The organism is Pseudomonas graminis (assembly GCF_001705435.1).
Lineage (GTDB): Bacteria > Pseudomonadota > Gammaproteobacteria > Pseudomonadales > Pseudomonadaceae > Aquipseudomonas > Aquipseudomonas graminis_B.
The window spans coordinates 224,637-247,234 of the sequence record NZ_MDEN01000069.1 but is presented as its reverse complement, the minus strand read 5'-3'; the positions used below and the strand labels follow the sequence as shown (position 1 = coordinate 247,234).

The 22,598-nt window shown below is 60.1% G+C and carries 23 protein-coding genes; 4 read left to right on the top strand and 19 right to left on the bottom strand.

Annotated features, from left to right (window positions below; translation table 11 throughout):
• Positions 1-224 precede the first annotated feature (224 nt).
• The 5 genes from BBI10_RS23255 to rplM all read right to left on the bottom strand — a co-directional run bounded on the left by BBI10_RS23255 (position 225) and on the right by rplM (position 3,777).
• Complete coding sequence (locus BBI10_RS23255) at positions 225-1,001, bottom strand: cytochrome c1 (protein ID WP_065992127.1); 777 nt, start codon at positions 999-1,001, stop codon at positions 225-227.
• A complete protein-coding gene (locus tag BBI10_RS23250; protein WP_065992125.1) occupies positions 1,001-2,212 on the bottom strand; it encodes a cytochrome b in 1,212 nt (403 codons plus the stop codon). Before BBI10_RS23250 ends, BBI10_RS23255 begins: the two co-directional genes overlap by 1 nt.
• On the bottom strand, positions 2,212-2,805 hold the full coding sequence (gene petA, locus BBI10_RS23245) for a ubiquinol-cytochrome c reductase iron-sulfur subunit (protein ID WP_065993162.1): 594 nt from the start codon (positions 2,803-2,805) through the stop codon (positions 2,212-2,214). The genes BBI10_RS23250 and petA overlap by 1 nt, the downstream gene beginning before the upstream one ends.
• 136 nt (positions 2,806-2,941) lie before the next feature.
• Positions 2,942-3,334, bottom strand: coding sequence for a 30S ribosomal protein S9 (gene rpsI / locus BBI10_RS23240; RefSeq protein WP_065992123.1), 393 nt, complete (start codon positions 3,332-3,334; stop codon positions 2,942-2,944).
• A 14-nt stretch (positions 3,335-3,348) separates the two neighbouring features.
• Positions 3,349-3,777 carry a 50S ribosomal protein L13 gene (gene rplM / locus BBI10_RS23235; protein WP_019693576.1) on the bottom strand — a complete coding sequence of 143 codons (429 nt, stop codon included), beginning with the start codon at positions 3,775-3,777 and terminating at the stop codon, positions 3,349-3,351.
• 240 nt (positions 3,778-4,017) lie between these two features.
• Between rplM and BBI10_RS23230 the strand changes: the two genes are divergently transcribed.
• Entirely contained in the window at positions 4,018-5,055 is a 1,038-nt protein-coding gene (locus tag BBI10_RS23230; RefSeq protein WP_065992121.1) for an NADP(H)-dependent aldo-keto reductase, read from the top strand.
• A gap of 204 nt (positions 5,056-5,259) precedes the next feature.
• On the opposite strand, the gene BBI10_RS23225 is transcribed toward BBI10_RS23230, so the two are convergent.
• Positions 5,260-6,396: an acyl-CoA dehydrogenase family protein gene (locus tag BBI10_RS23225; RefSeq protein WP_065992116.1), complete on the bottom strand. Its 1,137-nt coding sequence runs from the start codon at positions 6,394-6,396 to the stop codon at positions 5,260-5,262.
• 220 nt (positions 6,397-6,616) lie between these two features.
• On the opposite strand from BBI10_RS23225, the gene BBI10_RS23220 reads away from it, so the two are divergent.
• Complete coding sequence (locus BBI10_RS23220; RefSeq protein WP_172612965.1) at positions 6,617-7,537, top strand: GlxA family transcriptional regulator; 921 nt, start codon at positions 6,617-6,619, stop codon at positions 7,535-7,537.
• An 84-nt stretch (positions 7,538-7,621) separates the two neighbouring features.
• Here the strand turns inward: BBI10_RS23220 and zapE are convergent, their stop codons facing one another.
• The 3 genes from zapE to BBI10_RS23205 form a co-directional block, all read right to left on the bottom strand.
• Positions 7,622-8,716 (bottom strand): cell division protein ZapE, encoded by a 1,095-nt coding sequence (gene zapE / locus BBI10_RS23215; protein WP_065992112.1) that lies wholly within the window; start codon positions 8,714-8,716, stop codon positions 7,622-7,624.
• Between the two features lie 61 nt (positions 8,717-8,777).
• Positions 8,778-10,127: a tryptophan--tRNA ligase gene (locus BBI10_RS23210; protein WP_065992110.1), complete on the bottom strand. Its 1,350-nt coding sequence runs from the start codon at positions 10,125-10,127 to the stop codon at positions 8,778-8,780.
• Positions 10,128-10,155: 28 nt separating this feature from the next.
• Positions 10,156-10,785, bottom strand: coding sequence for an alpha/beta hydrolase (locus tag BBI10_RS23205; protein ID WP_065992108.1), 630 nt, complete (start codon positions 10,783-10,785; stop codon positions 10,156-10,158).
• A gap of 145 nt (positions 10,786-10,930) precedes the next feature.
• Here BBI10_RS23205 and BBI10_RS23200 point away from each other — a divergent pair, with 145 nt between their 5' ends.
• Complete coding sequence (locus BBI10_RS23200; protein WP_065992106.1) at positions 10,931-11,368, top strand: YhcB family protein; 438 nt, start codon at positions 10,931-10,933, stop codon at positions 11,366-11,368.
• Positions 11,369-11,506: 138 nt separating this feature from the next.
• On the opposite strand, the gene cysN is transcribed toward BBI10_RS23200, so the two are convergent.
• From cysN to BBI10_RS23185, 3 genes are all read right to left on the bottom strand, one after another.
• A complete protein-coding gene (gene cysN / locus BBI10_RS23195) occupies positions 11,507-13,405 on the bottom strand; it encodes a sulfate adenylyltransferase subunit CysN (RefSeq protein ID WP_065992105.1) in 1,899 nt (632 codons plus the stop codon).
• Positions 13,406-13,529: 124 nt separating this feature from the next.
• Positions 13,530-14,447: a sulfate adenylyltransferase subunit CysD gene (gene cysD / locus BBI10_RS23190; RefSeq protein ID WP_065992104.1), complete on the bottom strand. Its 918-nt coding sequence runs from the start codon at positions 14,445-14,447 to the stop codon at positions 13,530-13,532.
• 146 nt (positions 14,448-14,593) lie between these two features.
• Entirely contained in the window at positions 14,594-15,352 is a 759-nt protein-coding gene (locus BBI10_RS23185) for a Nif3-like dinuclear metal center hexameric protein (RefSeq protein WP_065992103.1), read from the bottom strand.
• 98 nt (positions 15,353-15,450) lie between these two features.
• On the opposite strand from BBI10_RS23185, the gene algW reads away from it, so the two are divergent.
• On the top strand, positions 15,451-16,617 hold the full coding sequence (algW, locus tag BBI10_RS23180; RefSeq protein WP_065992102.1) for a Do family serine endopeptidase AlgW: 1,167 nt from the start codon (positions 15,451-15,453) through the stop codon (positions 16,615-16,617).
• Between the two features lie 26 nt (positions 16,618-16,643).
• Here the strand turns inward: algW and hisC are convergent, their stop codons facing one another.
• From hisC to BBI10_RS23145, 7 genes are all read right to left on the bottom strand, one after another.
• Entirely contained in the window at positions 16,644-17,702 is a 1,059-nt protein-coding gene (gene hisC / locus BBI10_RS23175; RefSeq protein ID WP_065992100.1) for a histidinol-phosphate transaminase, read from the bottom strand.
• Between the two features lie 2 nt (positions 17,703-17,704).
• On the bottom strand, positions 17,705-19,033 hold the full coding sequence (hisD, locus tag BBI10_RS23170; protein ID WP_065992098.1) for a histidinol dehydrogenase: 1,329 nt from the start codon (positions 19,031-19,033) through the stop codon (positions 17,705-17,707).
• 156 nt (positions 19,034-19,189) lie between these two features.
• Complete coding sequence (gene hisG, locus BBI10_RS23165) at positions 19,190-19,825, bottom strand: ATP phosphoribosyltransferase (RefSeq protein WP_065992096.1); 636 nt, start codon at positions 19,823-19,825, stop codon at positions 19,190-19,192.
• A 164-nt stretch (positions 19,826-19,989) separates the two neighbouring features.
• A complete protein-coding gene (murA, locus tag BBI10_RS23160; RefSeq protein WP_065993161.1) occupies positions 19,990-21,255 on the bottom strand; it encodes a UDP-N-acetylglucosamine 1-carboxyvinyltransferase in 1,266 nt (421 codons plus the stop codon).
• 23 nt (positions 21,256-21,278) lie between these two features.
• Positions 21,279-21,518, bottom strand: coding sequence for a BolA family protein (locus BBI10_RS23155; RefSeq protein ID WP_065992095.1), 240 nt, complete (start codon positions 21,516-21,518; stop codon positions 21,279-21,281).
• 114 nt (positions 21,519-21,632) lie between these two features.
• Positions 21,633-21,938 (bottom strand): STAS domain-containing protein, encoded by a 306-nt coding sequence (locus BBI10_RS23150; protein ID WP_065992094.1) that lies wholly within the window; start codon positions 21,936-21,938, stop codon positions 21,633-21,635.
• Complete coding sequence (locus BBI10_RS23145) at positions 21,935-22,591, bottom strand: MlaC/ttg2D family ABC transporter substrate-binding protein (RefSeq protein ID WP_065992093.1); 657 nt, start codon at positions 22,589-22,591, stop codon at positions 21,935-21,937. Before BBI10_RS23145 ends, BBI10_RS23150 begins: the two co-directional genes overlap by 4 nt.
• Positions 22,592-22,598 lie beyond the last annotated feature (7 nt).

The following is a 22,598-nucleotide window of genomic DNA, read 5'->3' as shown; positions in this document are numbered from 1 at the left end:
CGGTCCTCCTCGCTTGTAGATATTCAAAAAGCAGAAATACGGATGCGCCGCGAGGGCGCTTTCGGCGACGTCCACGATGATCGGGTGTTCAACGCGGGCGACAAGATAGCTCATTTACTCAAGGTAGATTCTGCAATCTTCAGCCCGCCACTATACCTGCTCTTCCCTCATTACCTGAAACAGCTCAGCCGCAAGCGGCGCAGACCCGCGAATCAGACGTCCGCTCAGTGGATGTCTTTCCAGAATTCGCGCTTGAGCAGGTAGGCCAGGATGAACAACACGGCGAGGTAAAGCAGCACGAAGGTGCCTATGCGCGGGTGCTGGAGCTTGTCTGGGTTGGCTGAGTAAGCGAGGAAGGTCACGAGGTTCTTGACCTTCACGTTGAACTGTTCTTCGGTCAGCGTGCCGGTGTTGGGCATGATCATCATTTGATCGCAGGCTTGATCGGTCAACGGCGAGCCAGCAGGCCCATCGCTTTTTTTGTCGCCTTCGCCACGCGGTACCTGCTGGCAGCCGAGCCTCTGACGCCCCTGAAGCCCTTCCAGCACGTTGGGCATGGCCACGTCGGGGAGAACGCTGTTGTTCACGCCCCAGGGCCGCGTCGGGTCCTCGTAGAATGATCGCAGGTAACCGTAGAGCCAGTCAGTTCCGCGTACCCGCGCCACAAGGGTCAGATCGGGCGGTGCTGCACCGAACCAGGTTTTCGCATCCGCCGGCTGCATGCCGATGGTCATGTGATCGCCGATCTTCGCTCCGGCAGGCGCCAGCTTTTCCAGCATCAGCTCGTGGGAAATGCCCAAATCGTCCGCGACGCGTTCATAGCGCTGGAAACTGGCGCTGTGGCAACCCATGCAGTAATTGACGAACGTCTGCGCGCCATCCTGCAGGGCCCCCTTGTCGGACACGTCGATATCGACGCTTTCCAGTTCCGCGCCATGCTCACCGGCAAACGACAACGCCGGCAACAGGGCAATGAGCAAGACCAGGCACAGCGTTTTCATCAACCGGTCACCCTGTCCGGCACCGGCTTCGTCCGGCCCATCCGCGTGTAGAACGGCATCAGGATGAAGTAGGCGAAATACAGGAAGGTGCAGACCTGTGACAGCAACGCACGGCCGGGGCTCGGCGGCAGAACGCCCAGCACCCCGAGCGTCCCGAAGGACGCGCAAAACAGCAGCAGCCAGAGGCGGCTCAGCCAGCCCTTGTAGCGCATCGATTTGACCGGACTGCGGTCAAGCCACGGCAGCACGAACAGCAAGGCGATGGCTGCGCCCATGGCCATGACGCCGAGGAGCTTGTCCGGGATGGCGCGCAAGATGGCGTAGAACGGCGTGAAGTACCAGACCGGCGCAATGTGCTCCGGGGTCTTGAGTGGGTTCGCTAGCTCGAAGTTGGCCTTCTCGAGAAAGTAGCCGCCCATCTCCGGGAAGAAGAACACCACCGAGCAGAAGATCAACAAAAACACCACGACGCCGAGCAGATCCTTGACCGTGTAGTACGGGTGGAAAGGAATGCCGTCCAGGGGGTTGCCGTTCTCGTCCTTGTACTTTTTGATGTCGATGCCATCGGGGTTGTTCGAGCCCACTTCACGCAGCGCCAGAATATGCAGCACCACAAGCCCGACGATCACGATCGGCAAGGCCACGACGTGCAGCGCGAAGAAGCGATTGAGTGTGATGCCTGAAACGAGGTAATCGCCACGAATCCACTGAGCGAGGTCGCCCCCGATGAGGGGAATCGCGCCGAACAGCGAAATGATCACCTGAGCGCCCCAGTACGACATCTGCCCCCACGGCAGCAGGTAGCCGGTAAACGCTTCCGCCATCAGCGCTAGATAAATCAGCATGCCGAAAACCCAGACCAACTCCCGCGGCTTCTGATATGAGCCGTACAGCAGCCCGCGAAACATGTGCAAGTAGATGACGATGAAGAACGCCGATGCGCCAGTCGAGTGCAGCAGTCGCAGGATTGAGCCGTATGCGACGTCACGCATGATGTACTCGATCGAGGCGAAGGCCCCCTCAGCTGTGGGCGTGTAACTCATCGTCAGCCAGATGCCCGTGAGGATCTGGTTGACCAGCACCAGCAACGCCAGCGAGCCGAAGAAATAGAAGAAGTTGAGGTTCTTGGGTACGTAATACTTGCTGAGGTGGTTCTCCCAAATCGAAGTCGCGGGAAAGCGCGCATTGATCCAGTCCATGAGCCTGCTCATCACGCTTTCTCCTGATCCACACCAATGACGATGATTGAGTCCGACTCGTAGGAATGCGGGGGCACTGGCAGATTCAGCGGTGCAGGCTGCGCCCTGTAGACGCGTCCGGCAAGGTCGTACCTGGAGCCGTGACAAGGGCAGAAATATCCGCCGACCCAATCTTTGCCCAGGTCGACCGGGGCGACTTCGGGCCGAAACGTAGGCGAGCAGCCGAGATGGGTACAGATGCCGATCAACAGCAGGATGTCAGGCCGGATTGAACGGACAACCGGATCGACATAGGCAGGCTGGATGGAATCCTTTGAATCAGGGTCGGACAGTTCGCCGATAAGCTTGCTCAGACTGGACAGGATCTCGGGCGTGCGACGGACAATGAACACCGGCTGACCGCGCCATTGAGCGATCATCTGCTGGCCCGGCTCGATCTTGCTGATGTTGACTTTGACAGGCGCTCCCGCCGCCCTGGCTTTGGCACTGGGGAACCATGAACCCACAAATGGCACGGCGGCGCCGACCGCTCCAGCTGCGCCTACCACAGACGTGGCTGTCACGAGGAAGCGACGCCGGGCCGTGTTAACACCGTCATTGCCCATTGCGCCCTCTCCCGTCAGCATCCGAGATCTCCTTGATCAGGCCCTCGAAATCAATAAACGACAGCCATAAAAGACAGCCATAAAAAAACGCCCAGCTTCGTATAGAAACTGAGCGTTCTTTTTGAACGGAAGCGAATTAACGCTTCGAGTACTGCGGACGCTTACGCGCTTTACGCAGACCGACTTTCTTACGTTCAACTTCGCGAGCATCGCGAGTGACAAAGCCTGCTTTGCGCAGAGCGCCGCGCAGGGTTTCGTCGTATTGCATCAGAGCGCGGGTGATACCGTGGCGGATTGCGCCAGCTTGACCACTCACACCACCGCCGATGACAGTGACGTAGATGTCGAATTTCTCGACAGTCTGAGTCAGTTCCAGCGGCTGACGAACTACCATGCGGGCAGTTTCGCGACCGAAGAACGAGTCCAGGGAACGGTTGTTGATGGAGATGTTACCGGTACCCGGACGCAGGAAAACGCGAGCGGTTGCGGTCTTGCGACGGCCAGTGCCGTAATTTTGAGTCGCCGACATAATGAACTATTCCGTTAAAACTTCAGTTCTTGGGGCTGCTGAGCAGTATGAGGGTGTGCAGCGCCCGCATAGACTTTCAGCTTACGATACATGTCGCGACCCAGCGGGTTCTTAGGCAGCATGCCTTTGACCGCGGTCTCGATCACGCGCTCAGGAGCTTTGGCGATCAGCTTTTCAAAGTTGATCGACTTGATCCCGCCCGGGAAACCGGAGTGAGAGTAGTAGATCTTGTCGGTGGTCTTGGCACCGGTCACACGGATCTGCTCGGCATTGATCACGACGATGTAGTCGCCAGTGTCAACGTGCGGAGTGTATTCCGGCTTGTGCTTGCCACGCAGACGGCTCGCGATTTCAGTGGCCAGACGACCCAGGGTCTGACCAGCAGCGTCGACGACGAACCAGTCGCGCTTTACTGTTTCCGGTTTAGCGGTAAAAGTTTTCATTCTTTATAGCCTCAAAGGCCGCCCTGAAAAATAGACGGCGGAGCATACTCATTAGTACGGTCTTTGACAAGTCAAAGGCCGCCGGGCACGAACGCTATAGGGGGCTCGGGTCAGCGCGTTCGATCGCAGCGGTTTCTTTTGTCGCCGGGCATCACTCCAGCGACAAAGAGGAGCGGAATTATGCAGATTGCGAAAAAAATTTCAACCTGCTTTTATGGCTCTTTTAAACAGGAGAGCCAAATGGACTACCGCCAACTGGGCAGAACCGACCTCAATGTCAGCGCAATCTGCCTCGGCACCATGACCTGGGGCGAGCAGAACAGCCAGTCCGAGGCCTTCGCGCAGATCGAACGGGCCAAGGCCGCCGGCATCAATTTCATCGACACCGCCGAGATGTATCCGGTCCCGCCGAAGAAAGAAACCTACGCCAGCACCGAGACCATCATCGGCAACTGGTTCAAGCAGAGCGGCGACCGCGCTGACTGGATCCTCGCCAGCAAGATCGCCGGTCCCGGCAACGGCATCGACTACATCCGTGACGGTCAGCTGAAATTCAACCGCGATCACATCGTCGCGGCGCTGGATGCCAGCCTCAAACGCCTGCAGACCGATTACCTCGATCTGTATCAACTGCACTGGCCTGAGCGCAGCACCAACTTCTTCGGCAAGCTGGGTTACAACCACAGCGAGGAGCACTTCACCCCGCTGCTGGAAGTGCTCGAAGCGCTGGACGAGCAGGTCAAGGCCGGCAAGATCCGCCACGTCGGTCTGTCAAACGAAACGCCGTGGGGCACCATGAAGTTTCTCGCTGAATCCGACGCCCATGGCCTGACGCGCCCGGTGTCTATTCAGAACCCCTACAACCTGCTCAACCGCAGCTTCGAGGTGGGTCTGGCGGAAGTGGCGATTCGCGAGCAGTGCGGCCTGCTGGCCTACTCGCCTATGGCGTTCGGCATGTTGTCCGGCAAATATGCCGACGGCGCTCGCCCTGCCAAGGGCCGTTTGAGCCTGTACAGCCGCTTCACGCGCTACTTCAATCCGCAATCGGAAGCGGCCTGCGCGCGCTACGTTGCGCTGGCGCGTGAGCACGGTCTTGATCCCGCGCAAATGGCGCTGGCGTTCGTGACCAGCCGCAGCTTCGTGACCAGCAACATCATCGGTGCAACGACGCTCGAGCAGCTGGAAAGCAACTTGGCGAGCGCGGAACTGGTGCTGTCGGATGAAGTGCTGGCGGGCATTGAAGCGATTCACAAGGATCAGCCGAATCCTGCGCCGTGATCGGTGATTGCCTGATAGCTGATTGACTTGTGGGAGCGACCGGAGTGGCGCTCCCCCTTGCTCGCGAAAGGGCCGATACATCCGCTGCTTTCCAACAGCTGGTATACCGTCTTCGTGAGCAAGCTCACTCCCACAGGGGCCGTATGCGCTGTGAGACCGAGTAGGGTCTGAAAGCCGAAGGTTCTCTCAGGATCAGTCCCGACTTCACAGAGACCGGGCAATGATCTCTTTCATGATTTCGTTGGTCCCGGCATAAATCCGCTGCACCCGCGCATCGGCCCACGCCCGGGCGATCGGGTATTCCCACATGAAGCCGTAGCCGCCATGCAGCTGCACGCATTCGTCCAGCACCTTGCATTGCAGGTCAGTTGACCAGTATTTCGCCATGGCCGCCGTGGGCACATCCAGCTTCCCTTCCAGGTGCAACTCCAGGCACCGATCAATGAACGTACGACCAATCTGAACTTCAGTGGCGATTTCGGCCAGTTTGAAGCGGGTGTTCTGAAAATCGATGATGGCCTTGCCAAACGCCTTGCGCTCCCGCGTGTAGTCGAGCGTCCATTGCAAGGCCGCTTCGGCGGAGGCAATGGCGCCGATGGCGACCGTCAGGCGCTCCTGCGGGAGCTCCTGCATCAAATACGCGAAACCCATCCCGGCCTGACCCAGCAGGTTCTCCTTGGGCACTCTCACGTCCTGGAAGAACAATTCCGACGTGTCCTGCGCCTTCATGCCGACCTTTTCCAATCGCTTGCCCTTCGCAAAACCGGGCGTGCCCGCCTCCACGACAAACAGGCTGGTGCCCTTCGCGCCTGCACCGGGATCAGTCTTCGCGACGACAATCACCAGATCAGCGAGAAACCCGTTGGTGATGAAGGTTTTCGAACCATTGATGATGTACTCGTCGCCATCCAGCACTGCGGTGGTCTTGACCCCTTGCAGGTCGGACCCCGCGCCCGGTTCGGTCATCGCGATGGCGGTCACCAGCTCCCCCGACACCAGCTTGGGCAAATATTGGAGCTTCAGCGCCTCACTTCCGTAGTGGAGGATGTACGGCGCGACGATATCCGAATGCAGAGAGAACCCGATACCGGTCAGGCCGAGGCGAGAGATTTCCTCGATCACCACCGTGGTGTAGAGGAAGTCCGCGCCCATGCCGCCGTACTCTTCCGGCAGGTGCGAACACAACATGCCCTGCTCCCCCGCCCGGTTCCACAGCGTACGGTCGATGTGGCCCTGCTTCTCCCACTGGGCATGAAACGGCACCGCGTGCTGTTCGAAGAACTTGCGGACGCTGTTACGGAACAGTTCGTGTTCTGAGCTGAAGAGTGTTCTGGCGAGCATGGCTGCACCTGGCGCGAAGGATTGTCGGACAAAACTTCAGCAGAGCGTAGGCGCAGCCGGTTGACGGCGACACTGGACACATCCGACAAAAAATAAGACGATCACGCCGTTGCTTGACCACTTTCCCATATAAGAACAAAAGACTATGTCTATCCAACCCAACACGCCATTGCGGCGTGTCAGCATTCTTGCGATTGATGGCATTTTTGCGTCCACGCTCATGCAAGCCAAAGACTTCTTTCACCTCGCCAGCCTGCGCTACGGCAAGCAGTTGGGGCAGGGCTTCAAGCCGGCCTTCGAAACCCGACTGGTCAGCCCGGACGGAAAGGAAGTTCGCAGTTTCAGCGACGTCGTGATCCCTGTAGACGGTGTGCTTGAACACAGCGACATCATCATCCTTCCCGCTTTCGTCGAAGACTTCGACACCCTGCGCGAGCGCTATCCGCAAATCCTGCCGTGGCTGCGCGAGCAACATGCGCGCGGCGCTGTGCTCTGCGGTGAGGCCAGCGGTGTGTTCTGGCTTGGGGATGCGGGGCTGCTCGACGGCAAGGAGGCGACCACCTACTGGCGGTTTTTCAACGAATTCGCCGAGCGTTTTCCGAACGTGCTGCTGAATCAGGAAAAGCACCTCACCGACGCCGATAACCTGTATTGCGCAGGCGGCACGATCTCAGCGTGTGATCTTTATATCTACCTGATCGAGCGCTTCTGCGGCGCCCATGTTGCGCAGACCGTCGCCCGCGACATTCTCTACGAAGTGCAACGCAGCTACGCACCGGGACGGATTGGTTTTGGTGGGCAAAAGCTGCACCAGGACGTGATCATCCTGCAGATCCAGCACTGGCTCGAAGAACACTTCGCCGACAAATTCCGTTTCGAGGATGTAGCCCGCGAGCACGGCATGAGCATCCGCAACTTCATGCGCCGCTTCCAGACCGCAACGGGCGACAAGCCGCTGCATTACCTGCAACGCCTGCGCATCGAAACCGCAAAGGGCTTGCTGTCAGGCTCACGCAAGAGCATCAAGACCATCAGCTACGAAGTGGGCTACGACGACGCCAGTTTCTTCGCACGGCTGTTCCGTCAACATACCGACCTGTCGCCCAACCAGTACCGGCAGCAGTTCCAGCAGGCGGCCTGACAGCAGCTTCATGCGGCAAGCTTCAAGCTGCAGGTGAGCGAGATCTCCTCTTGCAGCTTTCCGCTTGAAGCTTGCAGCTCCCGCCTAGGGCTTATGCGCCCGCGACAGAAATTCGTGGGACTGCATTTCCAGCAATCGGCTGAGCGTGCGCTGGAATTCGAAGTTCAGGCGGCCGCCGGTGTACAGGTCTTTCAATTCGACTTCCGCCGAGATGATCAACTTGACGTTGCGGTCGTAGAACTCGTCGACCATGTTGATGAACCGACGCGCGATGTCGTCCGTGGTCACGCTCATCTGCTCCACGCCGCTGAGCAGCACCGCATGGAAGATCTTGCCGAGTTCGATGTAGTCGTTCTGGCTACGCGGGCCATCGCACAGCTCACGGAAGTCGAACCACGCCACATCGTCGCAGGTACGGATCGCCTTGATCTGCCGATTCTCGATGATCAGCACATCGTTCTCGATGGCCTTGGTGCATTCCGGGGTCAACGCACGGAAGCTCTTGCGCAGGCTCTCCTCTGCCGCTTCGTTCAGCGGGAAGTGGAACAGCTCCGCTTGCTCAAGATGGCGCAGGCGATAGTCGACGCCGCTGTCGACGTTGACGATCTCGGTGTTCTGCTTGATCAGCGCAATCGCCGGCAGGAAGCGCGCACGCTGCAAACCGTCCTTGTACAGGCCGTCGGGAACGATGTTCGACGTCGCGACCAGGGTCACGCCGTTCTTGAACAGCTCTTCCATCAGCGTGCCGAGGATCATCGCGTCGGTGATGTCCGATACGAAGAATTCGTCGAAACAGATCACCCGCGCTTCCTCGGAAAACTGCTTGGCGATCAGGGTCAGCGGGTTCTTCTCGCCCTTGAGGTTTTTCATTTCCTCGTGCACACGCTTCATGAAGCGGTGGAAGTGCGTGCGCGTCTTGTCTTCAAACGGCAGCGCCTCGAAGAAGGTGTCGACCAGGTAGGTCTTGCCCCGGCCCACACCGCCCCAGAAATACAGCCCCTTCACAATCGGGGCTTCTTTCTTGCCGAACAGCTTGCCCAGCAATCCCGGCTTGCGGTCATGGGCGGCGACCAGATCGTCGTACAGACGCTGCAGATGGCGCACAGCATTCTCTTGCGCGGCGTCGTGGAAAAAGTCCGGACGCTTCAGGTCAGCTTGGTATCGTTCTAGAGGGGTCATAGTCGCTTGCAAGGGAGCAAAAACGGGCCGTCACTGTAGCGACGGCCCATTGGAATGGCAATTAATCCTGTTGTGGCGCGAGCGCCAGTTTCAGGCTCTCGATCGCGGCGTCACGGGCGGCGGCATCGGCGAACGCCGGGCCGTCGGCGACACAGGTGTCACTCAGCCACAAGGTGAAGGCATCGCCTTCGGGCCGAATGTCCAGCTCACCGCCCTGCTGCAGCTGTTTGGTCACGGCGCCGGCCGCCTTGCCGTCTGCGAAGTGGCGCGACAGCAGCAGTTGCTCGCCATCGGCCGCCAGCAACCGGAAACGGAAACTGCCGTCGTCTTCACGGAAACTGACGAAGCGCGGGCCTTTGCCGGCCTTCTTCTTGGTCGACGTGACGGTTTGCGCGGCGGTGCGGAATGAACGCAGGCCGACCGCTTCACGCAGTTCGCCCAGAAACGGCGTGGCCACACGACGGGCCTTCTCGGCGCCCGCTTGCAGGATGTCTTCCAGGTCGGCGGGGCGCTCGATCAGGCGATGGTAATGCTCGCGGGCTTCGCCCAACTCCGCGTCCAGCAACTGGAACAGGCGTTGCTTGGCGTCGCCCCAACCCAACCCCTGCAACAGGTCGGTGCGGAACTCGTCGCCTTGCTCTTTACTGGCGAATGCCTGGTACAGCGTGAACAGGTGCGACGTGTCCGGATCCTTGGCTTCGCCTGGCAGACGCGAGTCAGTGACGATGCGCGAGATCGCGTCCTTCATGTCTTTGGCGCTGGTGAACAGCGGGACGGTGTTGTCGTAGCTCTTCGACATCTTGCGACCGTCCAGGCCAGGCAGCGTCGCGACGCTTTCTTCGATAAGCGCTTCCGGCATTACAAAGAACTCTTTGCCGTTACCGAACAGGTGATTGAAGCGCTGACCGATGTCGCGCGCCATCTCGACGTGCTGGATCTGATCGCGGCCGACAGGCACTTGATGGGCGTTGAACATCAGGATGTCAGCGGCCATCAGCACGGGATAGCTGAACAGGCCCATGGTAATACCGGCGTCCGGGTCTTCGCCGGCTTCGACGTTCTTGTCCACCGACGCCTTGTAGGCATGGGCGCGGTTGAGCAGGCCCTTGCCGGCCACGCAGGTCAGCAGCCAGGTCAGTTCGGGAATTTCCGGAATGTCGGACTGGCGATAGAACGTCACGCGCTCGACGTCCAGCCCTGCCGCGAGCCAGGTCGCGGCGATTTCCAGACGCGAGCGCTGAATGCGCAGCGGGTCATCGCATTTGATCAGCGCGTGGTAGTCAGCCAGAAAGTAGAAAGAGTCGGCATCGCTTTGGCGGCTGGCAACGATGGCCGGGCGGATGGCGCCGGCGTAGTTGCCCAGGTGCGGTGTGCCGGTGGTGGTGATACCGGTCAGGATACGAGTGGTCATGGCGAGTCGCTTATTTTGGGTGCTGCGATCAATTCGAAAGGCGCGGCAGAATCAGATCCTTGAGATCGGTCAGCTTGCCGTGAAAAAAGTGCCCGCATTCTGCCACTTTCAGCAGCTCATGGGGGCGCTGAAGCGTGTCAGACCACGCGTACACACGTTGTGGGTCAACGACTTCATCGGTGTCCGGCTGAATAAGCGTCAGCAGACCCTTCTGCGGCAATGCTTCCACACTGGCGATGCGCATCACGGCTGGTGCGACCATGAACAGATGCTTCAGGGTTTCGCCCTTGGCCTCAAGACGCCCGCCCAGGGTAGCCGCCACGAAACCGCCGAAGGAAAACCCGAGCAAGGTCATGGGCAGGTCGGGATGTTTGTCGCGCAGCCAGTTCGCCGCCGCCTGTGCGTCGTCGACTTCGCCCTCCCCCATGTCCGAGCTGCCGGCGCTCGCGCCAACGCCACGATAGTTGAAGCGCAGGGTGATAAGACCGGCATCGCGCGCGGTGCGCTGCAGGGTCGAAATCACTTTATTGAGCATGGTGCCGCCCTGAACCGGGTTAGGATGGCATATCAGGGCGATGCCTCTGGCCTCGTCCAGATCGAGGTACAACGCTTCAAGTTGGCCCGCCGGGCCGTCGATGAATACAGGGGTCTCACGCATGAGCAAGAATGAACTCCGTGACCTTCAATTGGGTCGACTCGTCTAGCTGATTGTCTGTGGCTGGCAGGCTGGCGACACGTCGCCGCTATACAGCGCAGGTTCGAGCCGTTAACGTAAAGCAAAGCCGTTTATAGAGGAAGGACTCGTGGATTACTCGCTCTTAGTTTGGTTGCTGCCGACCATCGCCCTGGTGGTTGGTGTGATCATCGGTTTCTTCGTGGCGCGCGCGCTGCCCAATGCCGTGCCTAACGGGACTCAGCGCCAGCTGGATGACGTTCAGGAGCGTTTCGATACGTATCAGAACGAGGTGATCACTCACTTCAACAGCACCGCCAATCTGGTGCAGAAGCTGTCGCAAAGCTACCACGATGTTCAGGAGCATCTGGCCGAAGGCGCCAACCGCCTGGCCACCGACGACATCACCCGTCAACGCCTGCTGGCCGCGCTGCACCCGGACGCGCTCCATCCACACCGCGATCGCCTGACGCCACCGCGCACCGCGGCTGAACCGCCGAAGGACTACGCGCCCAAGTCGCCTGACTCCCCCGGCATGCTGGATGAGCATTACGGCTTGAAAAAATAACGCGACTCGAAACACCAAAAGCCCGCCGTTGCTAACCAACGGCGGGCTTTTTTGTGGGCAGTCGGTTGGCGGCGACGGGTAATGGAGGGAAACAAAAAACCCGCCATCATCGGCGGGTTTTTGTACAGCGAACAGCGTTTAGATCGCGCCGCGAGCTCGCAGCAGATCCAGCACTTGCTTGACGCTTTCTTCGACATTCAGAGACTGCGTGTCGATGACCAGGTCGGCGTCCAGCGGGACGTCATACGGGAAGGATTCACCCGGGATGTTGTCCTTGTCGGCAGCGTAGAGCCCTTGCGGGTCACGCTCGCGGCAGACTTGAGGCGACGCCTGTACGTACACGGTGATCAGTCGATCATCGCCGATCAGGGCCTTGGCATTCTGCCGACCGCCGGCGTCCGGCGCGACGAACGCCGCGAGGGTCAGCAGGCCGGCTTCGTTGAACTGACGCGCAACGTGGGCGGCACGACGCCAGTTCTCGGTGCGGCCGGCGCGATCCTGCGGCAAGCCCTTGTTGAGGTCGTGACGCAGGTTCTGGCCATCAAGGACGAACACCGCACGGCCCATGTCGAAAAGCTTGCGCTCCACCGCATACGCCAGCGTGCTCTTGCCTGCACCCGACAAACCGCTGAACAGCACGGTGGCCGGCTTCTGGCCGAAGCGCTGAGCGCGCTCTTCTGTCGAAACATGGGCCAGCGCGCCGTGATGACTCCCGCCGCCCGCAACCACCGGTTTGGCGATGATCATGCCGGCCGCCACGGTGCCGTTGGTCAAACGGTCGATGACGATGAACGCGCCCGTGGTGCGGTTGCTGTCGTAGCCGTCGAGGGCAATCGGCGCGTCCAGTGCGATCTTCACGCGGCCGATTTCATTCAGCTGCAGCGAACTGGCCGGGCCTTCTTCCAGCGTGTTCACGTCAACACGATGGGTGATGCTGGCAATCGAACCCGGCACGTAGGACGTGGCGCGTTTGATGTCGTATTTCTTGCCCGGCAGCATCGGCTCTTCGGCCATCCACACCAGCATGGCGTCGAAGGCGTCGGCCACCTGTGGGACATTGTCGGCATGCACCAGAAGGTCGCCACGGGAGATGTCGATTTCGTCTTCCATGGTCAGCGTCACCGCCTGACCCGGGCCCGCATGCTCCAGCTCACCTTCGAAGGTGACGATGGATTTCACGCGGCTGCTCTTGCCGGACGGCAGCACAACCACTTCGTCGCCCTTGTGCACGATGCCGCTCGCCAGGGTGCCGGCGAAACCGCGGAAGTTCAGGTTCGGACGGTTGACGTATTGCACCGGAAAACGCAGGTCAGTGAAATTGCGGTCGTTGGCGATCTCGACGGTTTCAAGAATCTCCATCAGCGACTTGCCGGTGTACCACGGCGAACGCTCGCTCCGGTTGACTACGTTGTCGCCCTTGAGGGCCGACATCGGCACGAATTCCATGGTGGTCGGCTTCAGCGCAATGCGGTCGGCGAACGCCAGGTAATCGGCCTTGATCTGCTCGAAGATGGTCTCGTCGAAGCCATTGAGGTCCATCTTGTTGATGGCGACCACAATGTGCTTGATGCCCAGCAACGAGGCGATGTAGCTATGGCGCTTGGTCTGGGTCTGCACGCCGTAGCGGGCGTCCACCAGAATGATCGCCAGGTCACAGGTGGACGCACCGGTGGCCATGTTGCGGGTGTACTGCTCATGGCCGGGGGTGTCGGCGATGATGAACTTGCGCTTGGCGGTGGAGAAGTAGCGGTAGGCGACATCGATGGTGATGCCCTGCTCGCGCTCGGCCTGCAGCCCGTCGACCAGCAGCGCCAGATCGACCTCATCGCCGGTGGTGCCGGATTTCTTCGAATCGCGGGTGATGGCTTCCAGGTGATCTTCGTAGATCATCTTGGAATCGTGCAGCAGACGCCCGATCAACGTGCTCTTGCCGTCGTCGACGTTGCCACAGGTCAGGAAACGCAGCATTTCCTTGCGTTCATGCTGGCCCAGATAGGCGAGGATGTCCTCGCTGATCAATTCAGATTGATGGGTCATTGGGTTCAAGCTCCAAGCTGTAAGCTTCAAGCGGCAAGCTCGTCGGCATACAGCTAGTCAAAATTCTTCCGGTTCAAGTGAGCTTCAGCGTTTCGGCTTGAAGCTTCCAACTTGCTGCTTGCAGCTAGAAGTAGCCTTGGCGTTTCTTTTCTTCCATCGAGCCTGCGCCATCGTGGTCGATGACCCGGCCCTGGCGCTCGGAAGTTCGCGTCAGGAGCATTTCCTGAATGATGTCGGTGAGGCTGGTGGCCTCGGACTCGACAGCGCCCGTCAACGGGTAGTCGCCCAGTGTGCGGAAGCGGACCTTCTTCTTGACGATGCGCTTCTTGTCCTCGTCGGACAGGTGATTACGCAGGCGGTCGTCGTCGATCATGATCCAGGTGCCGTTCATCTCGATGACTTCGCGCTCGGCGGCGAAATACAGCGGGACGATCGGAATGCCTTCGAGGTAGATGTACTGCCAGATGTCCAGCTCGGTCCAGTTGGAAAGCGGGAACACGCGGATCGACTCGCCTTTGTTGACGTTGCCGTTGTACACGTTCCACAGCTCGGGACGCTGGTTTTTCGGGTCCCAGCGGTGCTTGGTGTCGCGGAAGGAATACACGCGCTCTTTGGCGCGGGATTTCTCTTCGTCACGGCGGGCACCGCCGAACGCGGCATCAAAGCCGTGCTTGTCCAGAGCCTGCTTGAGGCCTTGGGTTTTCATGATATCGGTGTGCTTCGAGCTGCCGTGGGTCAGCGGGTTGATACCCTGCGCGACGCCGTCCGGGTTCACGTGCACGATCAGATCCAGGCCCATCTCCTCGACCATCTTGTCGCGGAAGCGGTACATCTCCTGGAATTTCCAGCGTGTGTCGACGTGCATCACCGGGAACGGCAGCTTGCCCGGAAAGAAGGCCTTGCGCGCCAGATGCAGCATCACGGCAGAGTCTTTACCGACGGAGTACAGCATCACCGGGTTATCGAACTCGGCAGCGACCTCGCGGATAATGTGGATGCTTTCCGCCTCCAGCTGTTTCAGATGCGTCAGTTTGTCGACCATGGTTACTCACGGATAACGTACGTGTGTGGAGAGCCTGCGGGCTCTATCGAGCGAGGCACTTTATCATGGCGCCTGCTTCTATTCAGCGGCGGGGATAGATCGAAACGATCTATCCATATAGCTCAGGCTTTGGACCTCAGGACGCGTTAGATCGGGTTCGGACAATCGATAAACAGATGTTCAAGGGCAAAGCGCCGCGCCAGATAATCGCCCAGGGCCTGCACACCATACCGCTCGGTGGCGTGATGGCCGGCGGCGATGAAGCTGATACCGTTTTCCCGGGCGCTGTGAAAAGTCTGCTCGGACGCCTCCCCGCTCAAATACAGGTCCACGCCGGCCAGAACGGCCTGATCGATGTAGCCCTGCCCGCCTCCGGTGCACCAGCCGACCCGGCGGATCATCCCTTCACCCTCGATCAGCAGCGGCTCGCGCCCCAATGCAGTCTGCACGCGGTGGGCGAAATCCCGTGGCGTGATCGCCTCGCTGAGTGAGCCGACCAGCCCGACGATGCGCGGATTGTCCGGGTCCAGCGGGCCTTCGACGGTGATCTCCAGTTGCTGGGCCAACTGAACGTTGTTGCCCACGTCGGCGTGAAGGTCGAGGGGCAAGTGATAGGACAGCAGGCTGATGTCGTGCTTGAGCAGCGTTTTCAGCCGACGCTGTTTCATGCCGGTGATGCAGGGATTCTCGCCTTTCCAGAAATAGCCGTGATGCACCAGCACCAGATCGGCATTGGCCTCCACCGCCGCGTCCAGCAGCGCCTGACTCGCGGTGACGCCGGAGACGATTCGCCTGACCTGCGGCCGACCCTCGACCTGCAGGCCGTTCGGGCAATAATCCTGAATCCGCGCGCTACCGAGATAGCGGTCCGCTTCTTCCACCAGGGTGCTCAGGGCAACGGCCATAAAACTCTCCTAAATATGCAGTCCAGACCGTGTCGGTCCTCGTATAATGCCGGCCATTATGGCGCAGCTAGGCGCTTCTACCTTCAGGACTCCGCTCAATGTTCAAAGCGCTGCGTTTTCTCGGCTGGCCCTTGCTCGCTGGTGTGCTTATCGCTTTATTGATAATCCAGCGCTATCCCCAGTGGGTCGGGCTTCCAAGCCAGGACGTGAACCTGCAACAAGCGCCCCAGCAGACCTTTGTGCAACAGGGCCCGGTATCGTACGCGGACGCCGTCAGCAACGCCGCCCCCGCCGTGGCGAATCTGTACACGACCAAGATGGTCAACAACAGCAATAAACCCAACCATCCGCTGTTCGACGACCCGCAGTTTCGTCGTTTCTTCGGCGACAACCTGCCTAAACAAAAGCGCATGCAGTCGAGCCTGGGATCGGCCGTAATCATGAGTCCGGAAGGCTATCTGCTGACCAACAACCACGTCACCTCCGGTGCAGACCAGATTGTCGTGGCGCTCAAGGACGGCCGCGAGACGATCGCCAAAGTCGTCGGCAGCGATCCGGAAACCGACCTTGCGGTCCTGAAGATCGACCTCAAGAACCTGCCGTCCATTACCCTCGGCCGTTCCGATGCCATCCGCATCGGCGACGTTGCGTTGGCCATCGGTAACCCGTTCGGCGTGGGCCAGACCGTGACCATGGGCATCATCAGTGCCACCGGGCGCAATCAGCTGGGCCTCAACACCTACGAAGATTTCATTCAGACCGACGCCGCGATCAACCCCGGCAACTCGGGCGGCGCACTGGTGGACGCCAATGGCAACCTGACCGGGATCAACACGGCGATCTTCTCCAAGTCCGGTGGCTCCCAAGGCATCGGTTTTGCGATTCCGACCAAGCTGGCTCTGGAGGTGATGAAGTCGATCATTGAGCACGGTCAGGTGATTCGCGGCTGGTTGGGGATTGAGGTACAGCCGCTGACGGAGGAACTGTCGGAGTCCTTTGGCCTTAAGGACCGCCCAGGGATCGTGGTCGCCGGGATTTTCCGCGATGGGCCGGCGCAGAAGGCCGGATTGCAGCTGGGTGATGTGATTTTGAGCATCAACGGCGAGCCCGCGGGCGACGGGCGCCGCTCCATGAATCAGGTGGCGCGCACCAAGCCGAGCGACAAGATCGCCATTGAGGTCATGCGCAACGGCAAGGAACTGAAGCTGAGCGCCGAGGTGGGCGTGCGTCCACCGCAGACAACGGCGCCTGCGGCGGAGGATTGATCGGTTGCGATGAAGCAGCCGTCAACTCAGCTCGACAAGTCCCCCAAGGCATCCACCAACGCCTGATTCTGTTCAGGCGTGCCGATGGTGATGCGCAGGAATTGCGCGATGCGCGCCTGTTTGAAGTGGCGCACGATCACGCCCTGCTCCCGTACCTTTGCCGCCAGACCCGCTGCGTCATGCTGAGGGTGACGGGCAAAGATGAAATTCGCGGCCGATGGCAGCACCTCAAAACCCTTGCCTTCCAGCTGCTCGACGAGCGCTTCACGGCTGGCGATCACGCGCTGGCAGGTGCTCTCGAAATACGCGCGATCCTCGAAGGCCGCTGCTGCGCCGACAATGGCCATACGGTCCAGGGGATACGAGTTGAAGCTGTTCTTGACCCGTTCCAGCGCCTCGATGAGGTCCGGATGCCCCACTGCGAGGCCCACCCGCAGCCCGGCGAGGGAGCGCGATTTGGACAGTGTCTGAGTGACCAGCAGGTTCGGATAGCGATCCACCAGGCTGATCGCGGTGTCGCCGCCGAAGTCGACGTACGCCTCGTCGACGATCACCACTGAATCCGGGCTGTTCTTGAGGATCTGCTCGACGGCATCGAGGGCCAACAGGCAGCCGGTGGGTGCGTTCGGGTTCGGGAAAATGATGCCGCCATTGGGACGCGCGTAATCTTCGGCACGAATCTGAAACTGTTCGTCAAGCGGCACGGCTTCGTAGTCGACGCCATACAGGCCGCAGTACACCGGATAGAAGCTGTAGCTGATGTCCGGGAACAGCAACGGTTTGGCCTGTCGGAAGAACGCGTTATAGGCGTGGGCGAGCACCTCGTCCGAACCGTTGCCGAGGAACACCCGACTGGCGTCGACGCCGTAATAACGCGCCACCGCGTGCTTCAGCAAATCGCTGTTGGGATCGGGATACAGACGCAGTTCATCACTGACCGCCGCACGCATGGCATCGATCGCCTTGGGCGACGGGCCATAGGGGTTTTCGTTGGTGTTGAGCTTCACCAGTTTGGTCAGCTTGGGCTGCTCGCCCGGCACATAAGGCACCAGGTCGTTGACGAAGGGACTCCAGAATTTGCTCATGCTCAGTTGCCCTCTTGTTCGGTGTCGACGATGCGATACTCGGCGCTGCGGGCGTGGGCGGTCAACGACTCGCCGCGTGCCAGCACCGAAGCCGTTTTGCCCAGTTCGGACGCGCCCTGCTCCGAGCAGAAAATGATCGATGAGCGTTTCTGAAAATCGTACACGCCCAGCGGCGATGAGAACCGTGCGGTGCCCGAAGTGGGCAACACGTGGTTGGGACCGGCGCAGTAGTCGCCCAGCGCTTCAGAGGTGTGGCGGCCCATGAAGATCGCGCCGGCGTGGCGGATCTGCGGCAGCCAGGCCTGTGGATCAGCCACCGACAACTCCAGGTGCTCCGGCGCAATCCGGTTGGCGACTTCAATGGCCTGAGTCATGTCGGCCACTTTGATCAAGGCGCCGCGGCCATTGATCGAGGTCTGAATGATTTCCGCGCGCTCCATCGTCGGCATCAGTTTGGCGATGCTGGCCGCGACCCGGTCAAGGAATTCGGCATCCGGGCTGACCAGAATCGCCTGGGCGTCCTCGTCGTGCTCGGCCTGGGAGAACAGGTCCATGGCGATCCAGTCAGGATCGGTCTGGCCGTCGCACACCACCAGAATCTCCGACGGGCCGGCGATCATGTCGATGCCCACCTGACCGAAAACATGACGCTTGGCGGTGGCCACATAGATGTTGCCCGGGCCGACAACCTTGTCCACCTGCGGCACGCTTTCAGTGCCATAGGCCAGCGCCGCAACCGCCTGCGCGCCACCGATGGTGAACACGCGATCGACGCCGGCGATGCAGGCCGCCGCCAGTACCAGCTCGTTGAGCTCACCGCGCGGGGTCGGCACGACCATGACCACTTCGCCCACGCCAGCAACTTTGGCCGGAATGGCGTTCATCAACACTGACGATGGGTAAGAGGCTTTACCGCCCGGCACGTACAGGCCGGCGCGGTCCAGCGGGGTGACCTTCTGGCCCAGCACGGTGCCGTCGGCCTCGGTGTAGCTCCAGGAATCCTGCTTCTGCCGCTCGTGGTAACTGCGCACGCGGTCGGCCGCTTTTTCGAGGGCCTGGCGCTGGGCGGGCGTGATGCGGGTCAGTGCCAGCTCAAGACGCTCGCGCGGCAGAATCAGGTCCGCCATCGACGCCACGTCCAGCCCGTCGAAACGACGGGTGTATTCCACCAACGCCGCATCGCCGCGCTCGCGCACGTTCTTGATGATGTCCAGCACACGCTCATTGACCGAGTCGTCAGACACACTTTCCCAGCTCAGCAGATGATCCAGATGACGGGCGAAATCCGGATCGGCAGCGTTGAGTCGGCGAATAGCGTTGGGAGTGGTCATAGCGTGGGCCTCAATGATGGCGATTTCTCAGGTGGCGATGTCAGTTGCAAGGATAGGCAGATGCCTAAGCTAGCAAGCCATCCGCGCGGGCACCTGAGAAATTTGGCTATGACACGGATAGCTGGGCGTGATCCTGTTGAGGGTCACGCGATTCAGTCAACCGCGGTGTCGCGACTCCACGGCTGTGCGCAGGGTGTCGATCAACGACTGGATACGGGCGTGCTGCATTTTCATGGATGCCTTGTTCACCACCAGACGGGAGCTGATGTGGGCAATCATGTCCTGGGGTTCGAGGCCGTTGGCACGCAGCGTGTTGCCGGTGTCGACGACGTCGATGATCTTGTCGGCCAGGCCCACGAGCGGCGCGAGTTCCATGGAGCCGTACAGCTTGATGATATCGACCTGACGGCCCTGTTCGGCATAATAGCGCTTGGCAACATTGACGAACTTGGTCGCCACACGCAGCCGACCCTTGGGTTCGACGGCGCCGACTGCACCTGCAGTCATCAGCTTGCACTGGGCGATTTGCAGGTCGAGGGGCTCATAAAGCCCCTGACCGCCGTATTCCATCAACACGTCCTTGCCCGCGACGCCGAGATCCGCAGCGCCATGCTCGACATAGGTCGGCACGTCGGTGGCACGCACGATCAGCAAGCGCACGTCGGCCTGGGTCGTGGGGATGATCAGCTTGCGGCTCTTGTCCGGATTCTCGGTCGGCACGATGCCCGCCGCAGCGAGCAGCGGCAAAGTGTCGTCGAGGATACGGCCCTTGGACAGTGCGATGGTTAACATGGGAAACGTCAGTCCTTATCAGCAGCGCGTGCCGGGTCGCAACTGGCGCCCGACAACCTCCAGCTCAAAAAGCCGAAGTGAAACGAATCAGAAAGTCTTGGCCCTTGGGCCAGACACGTCGCCCGAGTCGATCAAATCGACCCGGGCAAACGCGCAGCAGCTGACTAGCCCGGAACGCGACGGATCTTCGCGCCCAGCATCTGCAGTTTTTCTTCGATGCACTCGTAACCACGGTCGATGTGGTAGATGCGGTCGATCAGCGTGTCGCCTTCGGCAACGAGCGCCGAAATGACCAGGCTCGCCGAAGCACGCAGGTCGGTCGCCATCACAGGCGCGCCCTTGAGCTTGGTGCAACCGGTGACAATCGCGGTGTTGCCTTCGACCTGAATCTGCGCGCCCATGCGGTGCATTTCATACACGTGCATGAAGCGGTTTTCGAAGATGGTCTCGATGACCGTTCCGGTACCCTCGGCAATGGCATTCAGCGAGATGAACTGCGCCTGCATGTCGGTCGGAAACGCCGGGTACGGCGCAGTGCGCACGTTGACCGCTTTCGGACGTTTGCCGTGCATGTTCAACTCGATCCAGTTGCTGCCCGTGGTGATCTCGGCACCGGCTTCACGCAGCTTCTCGAGAACCGCTTCGAGAATCGTCGGATCGGTGTCCTTGAGCTTCACACGGCCGCCGGTTGCCGCCGCCGCCACCAGATAGGTGCCGGTTTCGATACGGTCGGGCATCACGCGATAGGTCGCCGAACCGAGACGTTTAACGCCATCGATGGTGATGGTGTCGGTGCCGGCGCCAGAGACTTTACCGCCCATGGCGTTGATGAAGTTCGCCAGGTCGACGACTTCAGGTTCACGCGCGGCGTTTTGCAGGACGCTGCGGCCGTTGGCCAGTGCAGCGGCCATCATGATGTTCTCGGTACCGGTGACGCTGACGGTGTCGAAGAAGAAGTGCGCGCCACGCAGGCCGCCTTCCGGCGCCTTGGCCTTGATGTAACCGCCTTCGACGTCGATGATCGCGCCCATGGCTTCAAGACCACGGATGTGCAGATCGACAGGACGCGAACCGATGGCGCAACCGCCAGGCAGTGCCACTTCGGCTTCACCGAATCGGGCAACCATCGGACCCAGCACGAGGATCGACGCACGCATGGTTTTCACCAGTTCGTACGGAGCGACCAGGGTCTTGATAGTGCGCGGATCGATTTCGACGCTGAGCTTCTCGTCGATGATCGGCTCGATCCCCATGCGACCGAACAGCTCGATCATGGTGGTGATGTCGTGCAGGTGCGGCAGGTTGGCGACGGTCACAGGACCATCAGCCAGCAGCGTGGCTGCGAGAATCGGCAGGGCGGAGTTTTTCGCCCCGGAGATGCGGATTTCGCCATCAAGACGAATGCCGCCAGTAATAATCAGTTTATCCATTGGAATCTCGACGCCGTTTTGGCTCAGGTGCGCTCGGCCCATGCAGCGCGGCTGAAAAATTTCATGGTCACCGCGTGGATGCTGCCATCGGCGATCCATGGGTTCAAATGCGTGTAGATCTGCTGCTGGCGCTTGACCGGGCTCAGTGCGGCCAGTTCGTCGCTGATCACGTTCAGCTGGAAATTACAGCCTTCGCCTTCAACTTCGACCTGGATATCTGGCAACTTAGCTTCCAGGAAGCTTTTAACTTCTACGGCCTGCATGCTTAACCTCTATCGGCGCCCTACGCGCGCGGGTCGGCCATCATACAAAAAAGCCCTCTCGTTGCGAACCCTACTTTGCAAGGGGCGGACGAGGGGCTTGATCGATGAAAGCAATTAATGGTGCTGCAACAGCTCGGTGAGCTCAGAGACTTTGGCGATTTCCTGCATGTCTTCTGGCAACGCCCGGACGGTGAGTAACTTGCCCGCCGCCTGAGCATCGCGCATGAATGCGAGGAGCAATGAAAGGCCGACACTGCTGGATTTTTCCACGCCGGAGCAGTCCAGCGTCAAAGCCGCTTCGGTGCTGGCCTTAATGAGCGCCGCGCCCTGCTCGCGCAAGGCGGGCCCGGTCCGATAGTCGACCACGCCGGAGAGCATCAGCTCTCCGCCGCCAGCGGCAGTAACGGACGCTTGACTCATTTGACGACCTTGTCGCTGGAGGCTTCCGAGGTCTCTTTGGCCTTGGCGACTTCGCCAGCCCAACCGTCGATGGTTTTGTCCAGGTTGTTACCGTTGCGCTGCATGGCGTCAGCGAACTGATCGCGGAACAGCTTGCCGATGTTGATGCCGTTGATGATCACGTTACGCACTTTCCACTCACCGCCGATTTTAACGAGGGTGTAGGAAACAGGGTAAACCGCGCCGTTGTTGCCCTTGACCGACATGTCAACGGAAGTGCGATCAGCACCTTCCTGCTTGGCAGGAGAAACAGTGATGCCCTGGTTGTTGTACTCAAGCAGTGCGTTGCCATAGAACTGGATCAGACTGCGCTTGAAGTTTTCCTGGAACCGCTGCATCTGCGCCGGGGTGGCGTTGCGCGAATACTTCACGGTCATGATGCTTTTGGAAATGCCATCGGCGTCGATGACCGGGCCGACGATGCCATTGAGTGCATCGTAGAACGCTTGTGGATTGGATTTGTAGGTTTCCTTGTTGGCGGACAGGTCAGCCAGCAATTGCTTGGTGGTGCGATCAACCAGGTCGTGGGCGGAAGCATCGGACGCCGCTGCATTAGCAAACAATGGCAGGGCGGCCAGCAGCACCAGAAGGCCACGGCGCAGAATCGAGATCATGAAAAAA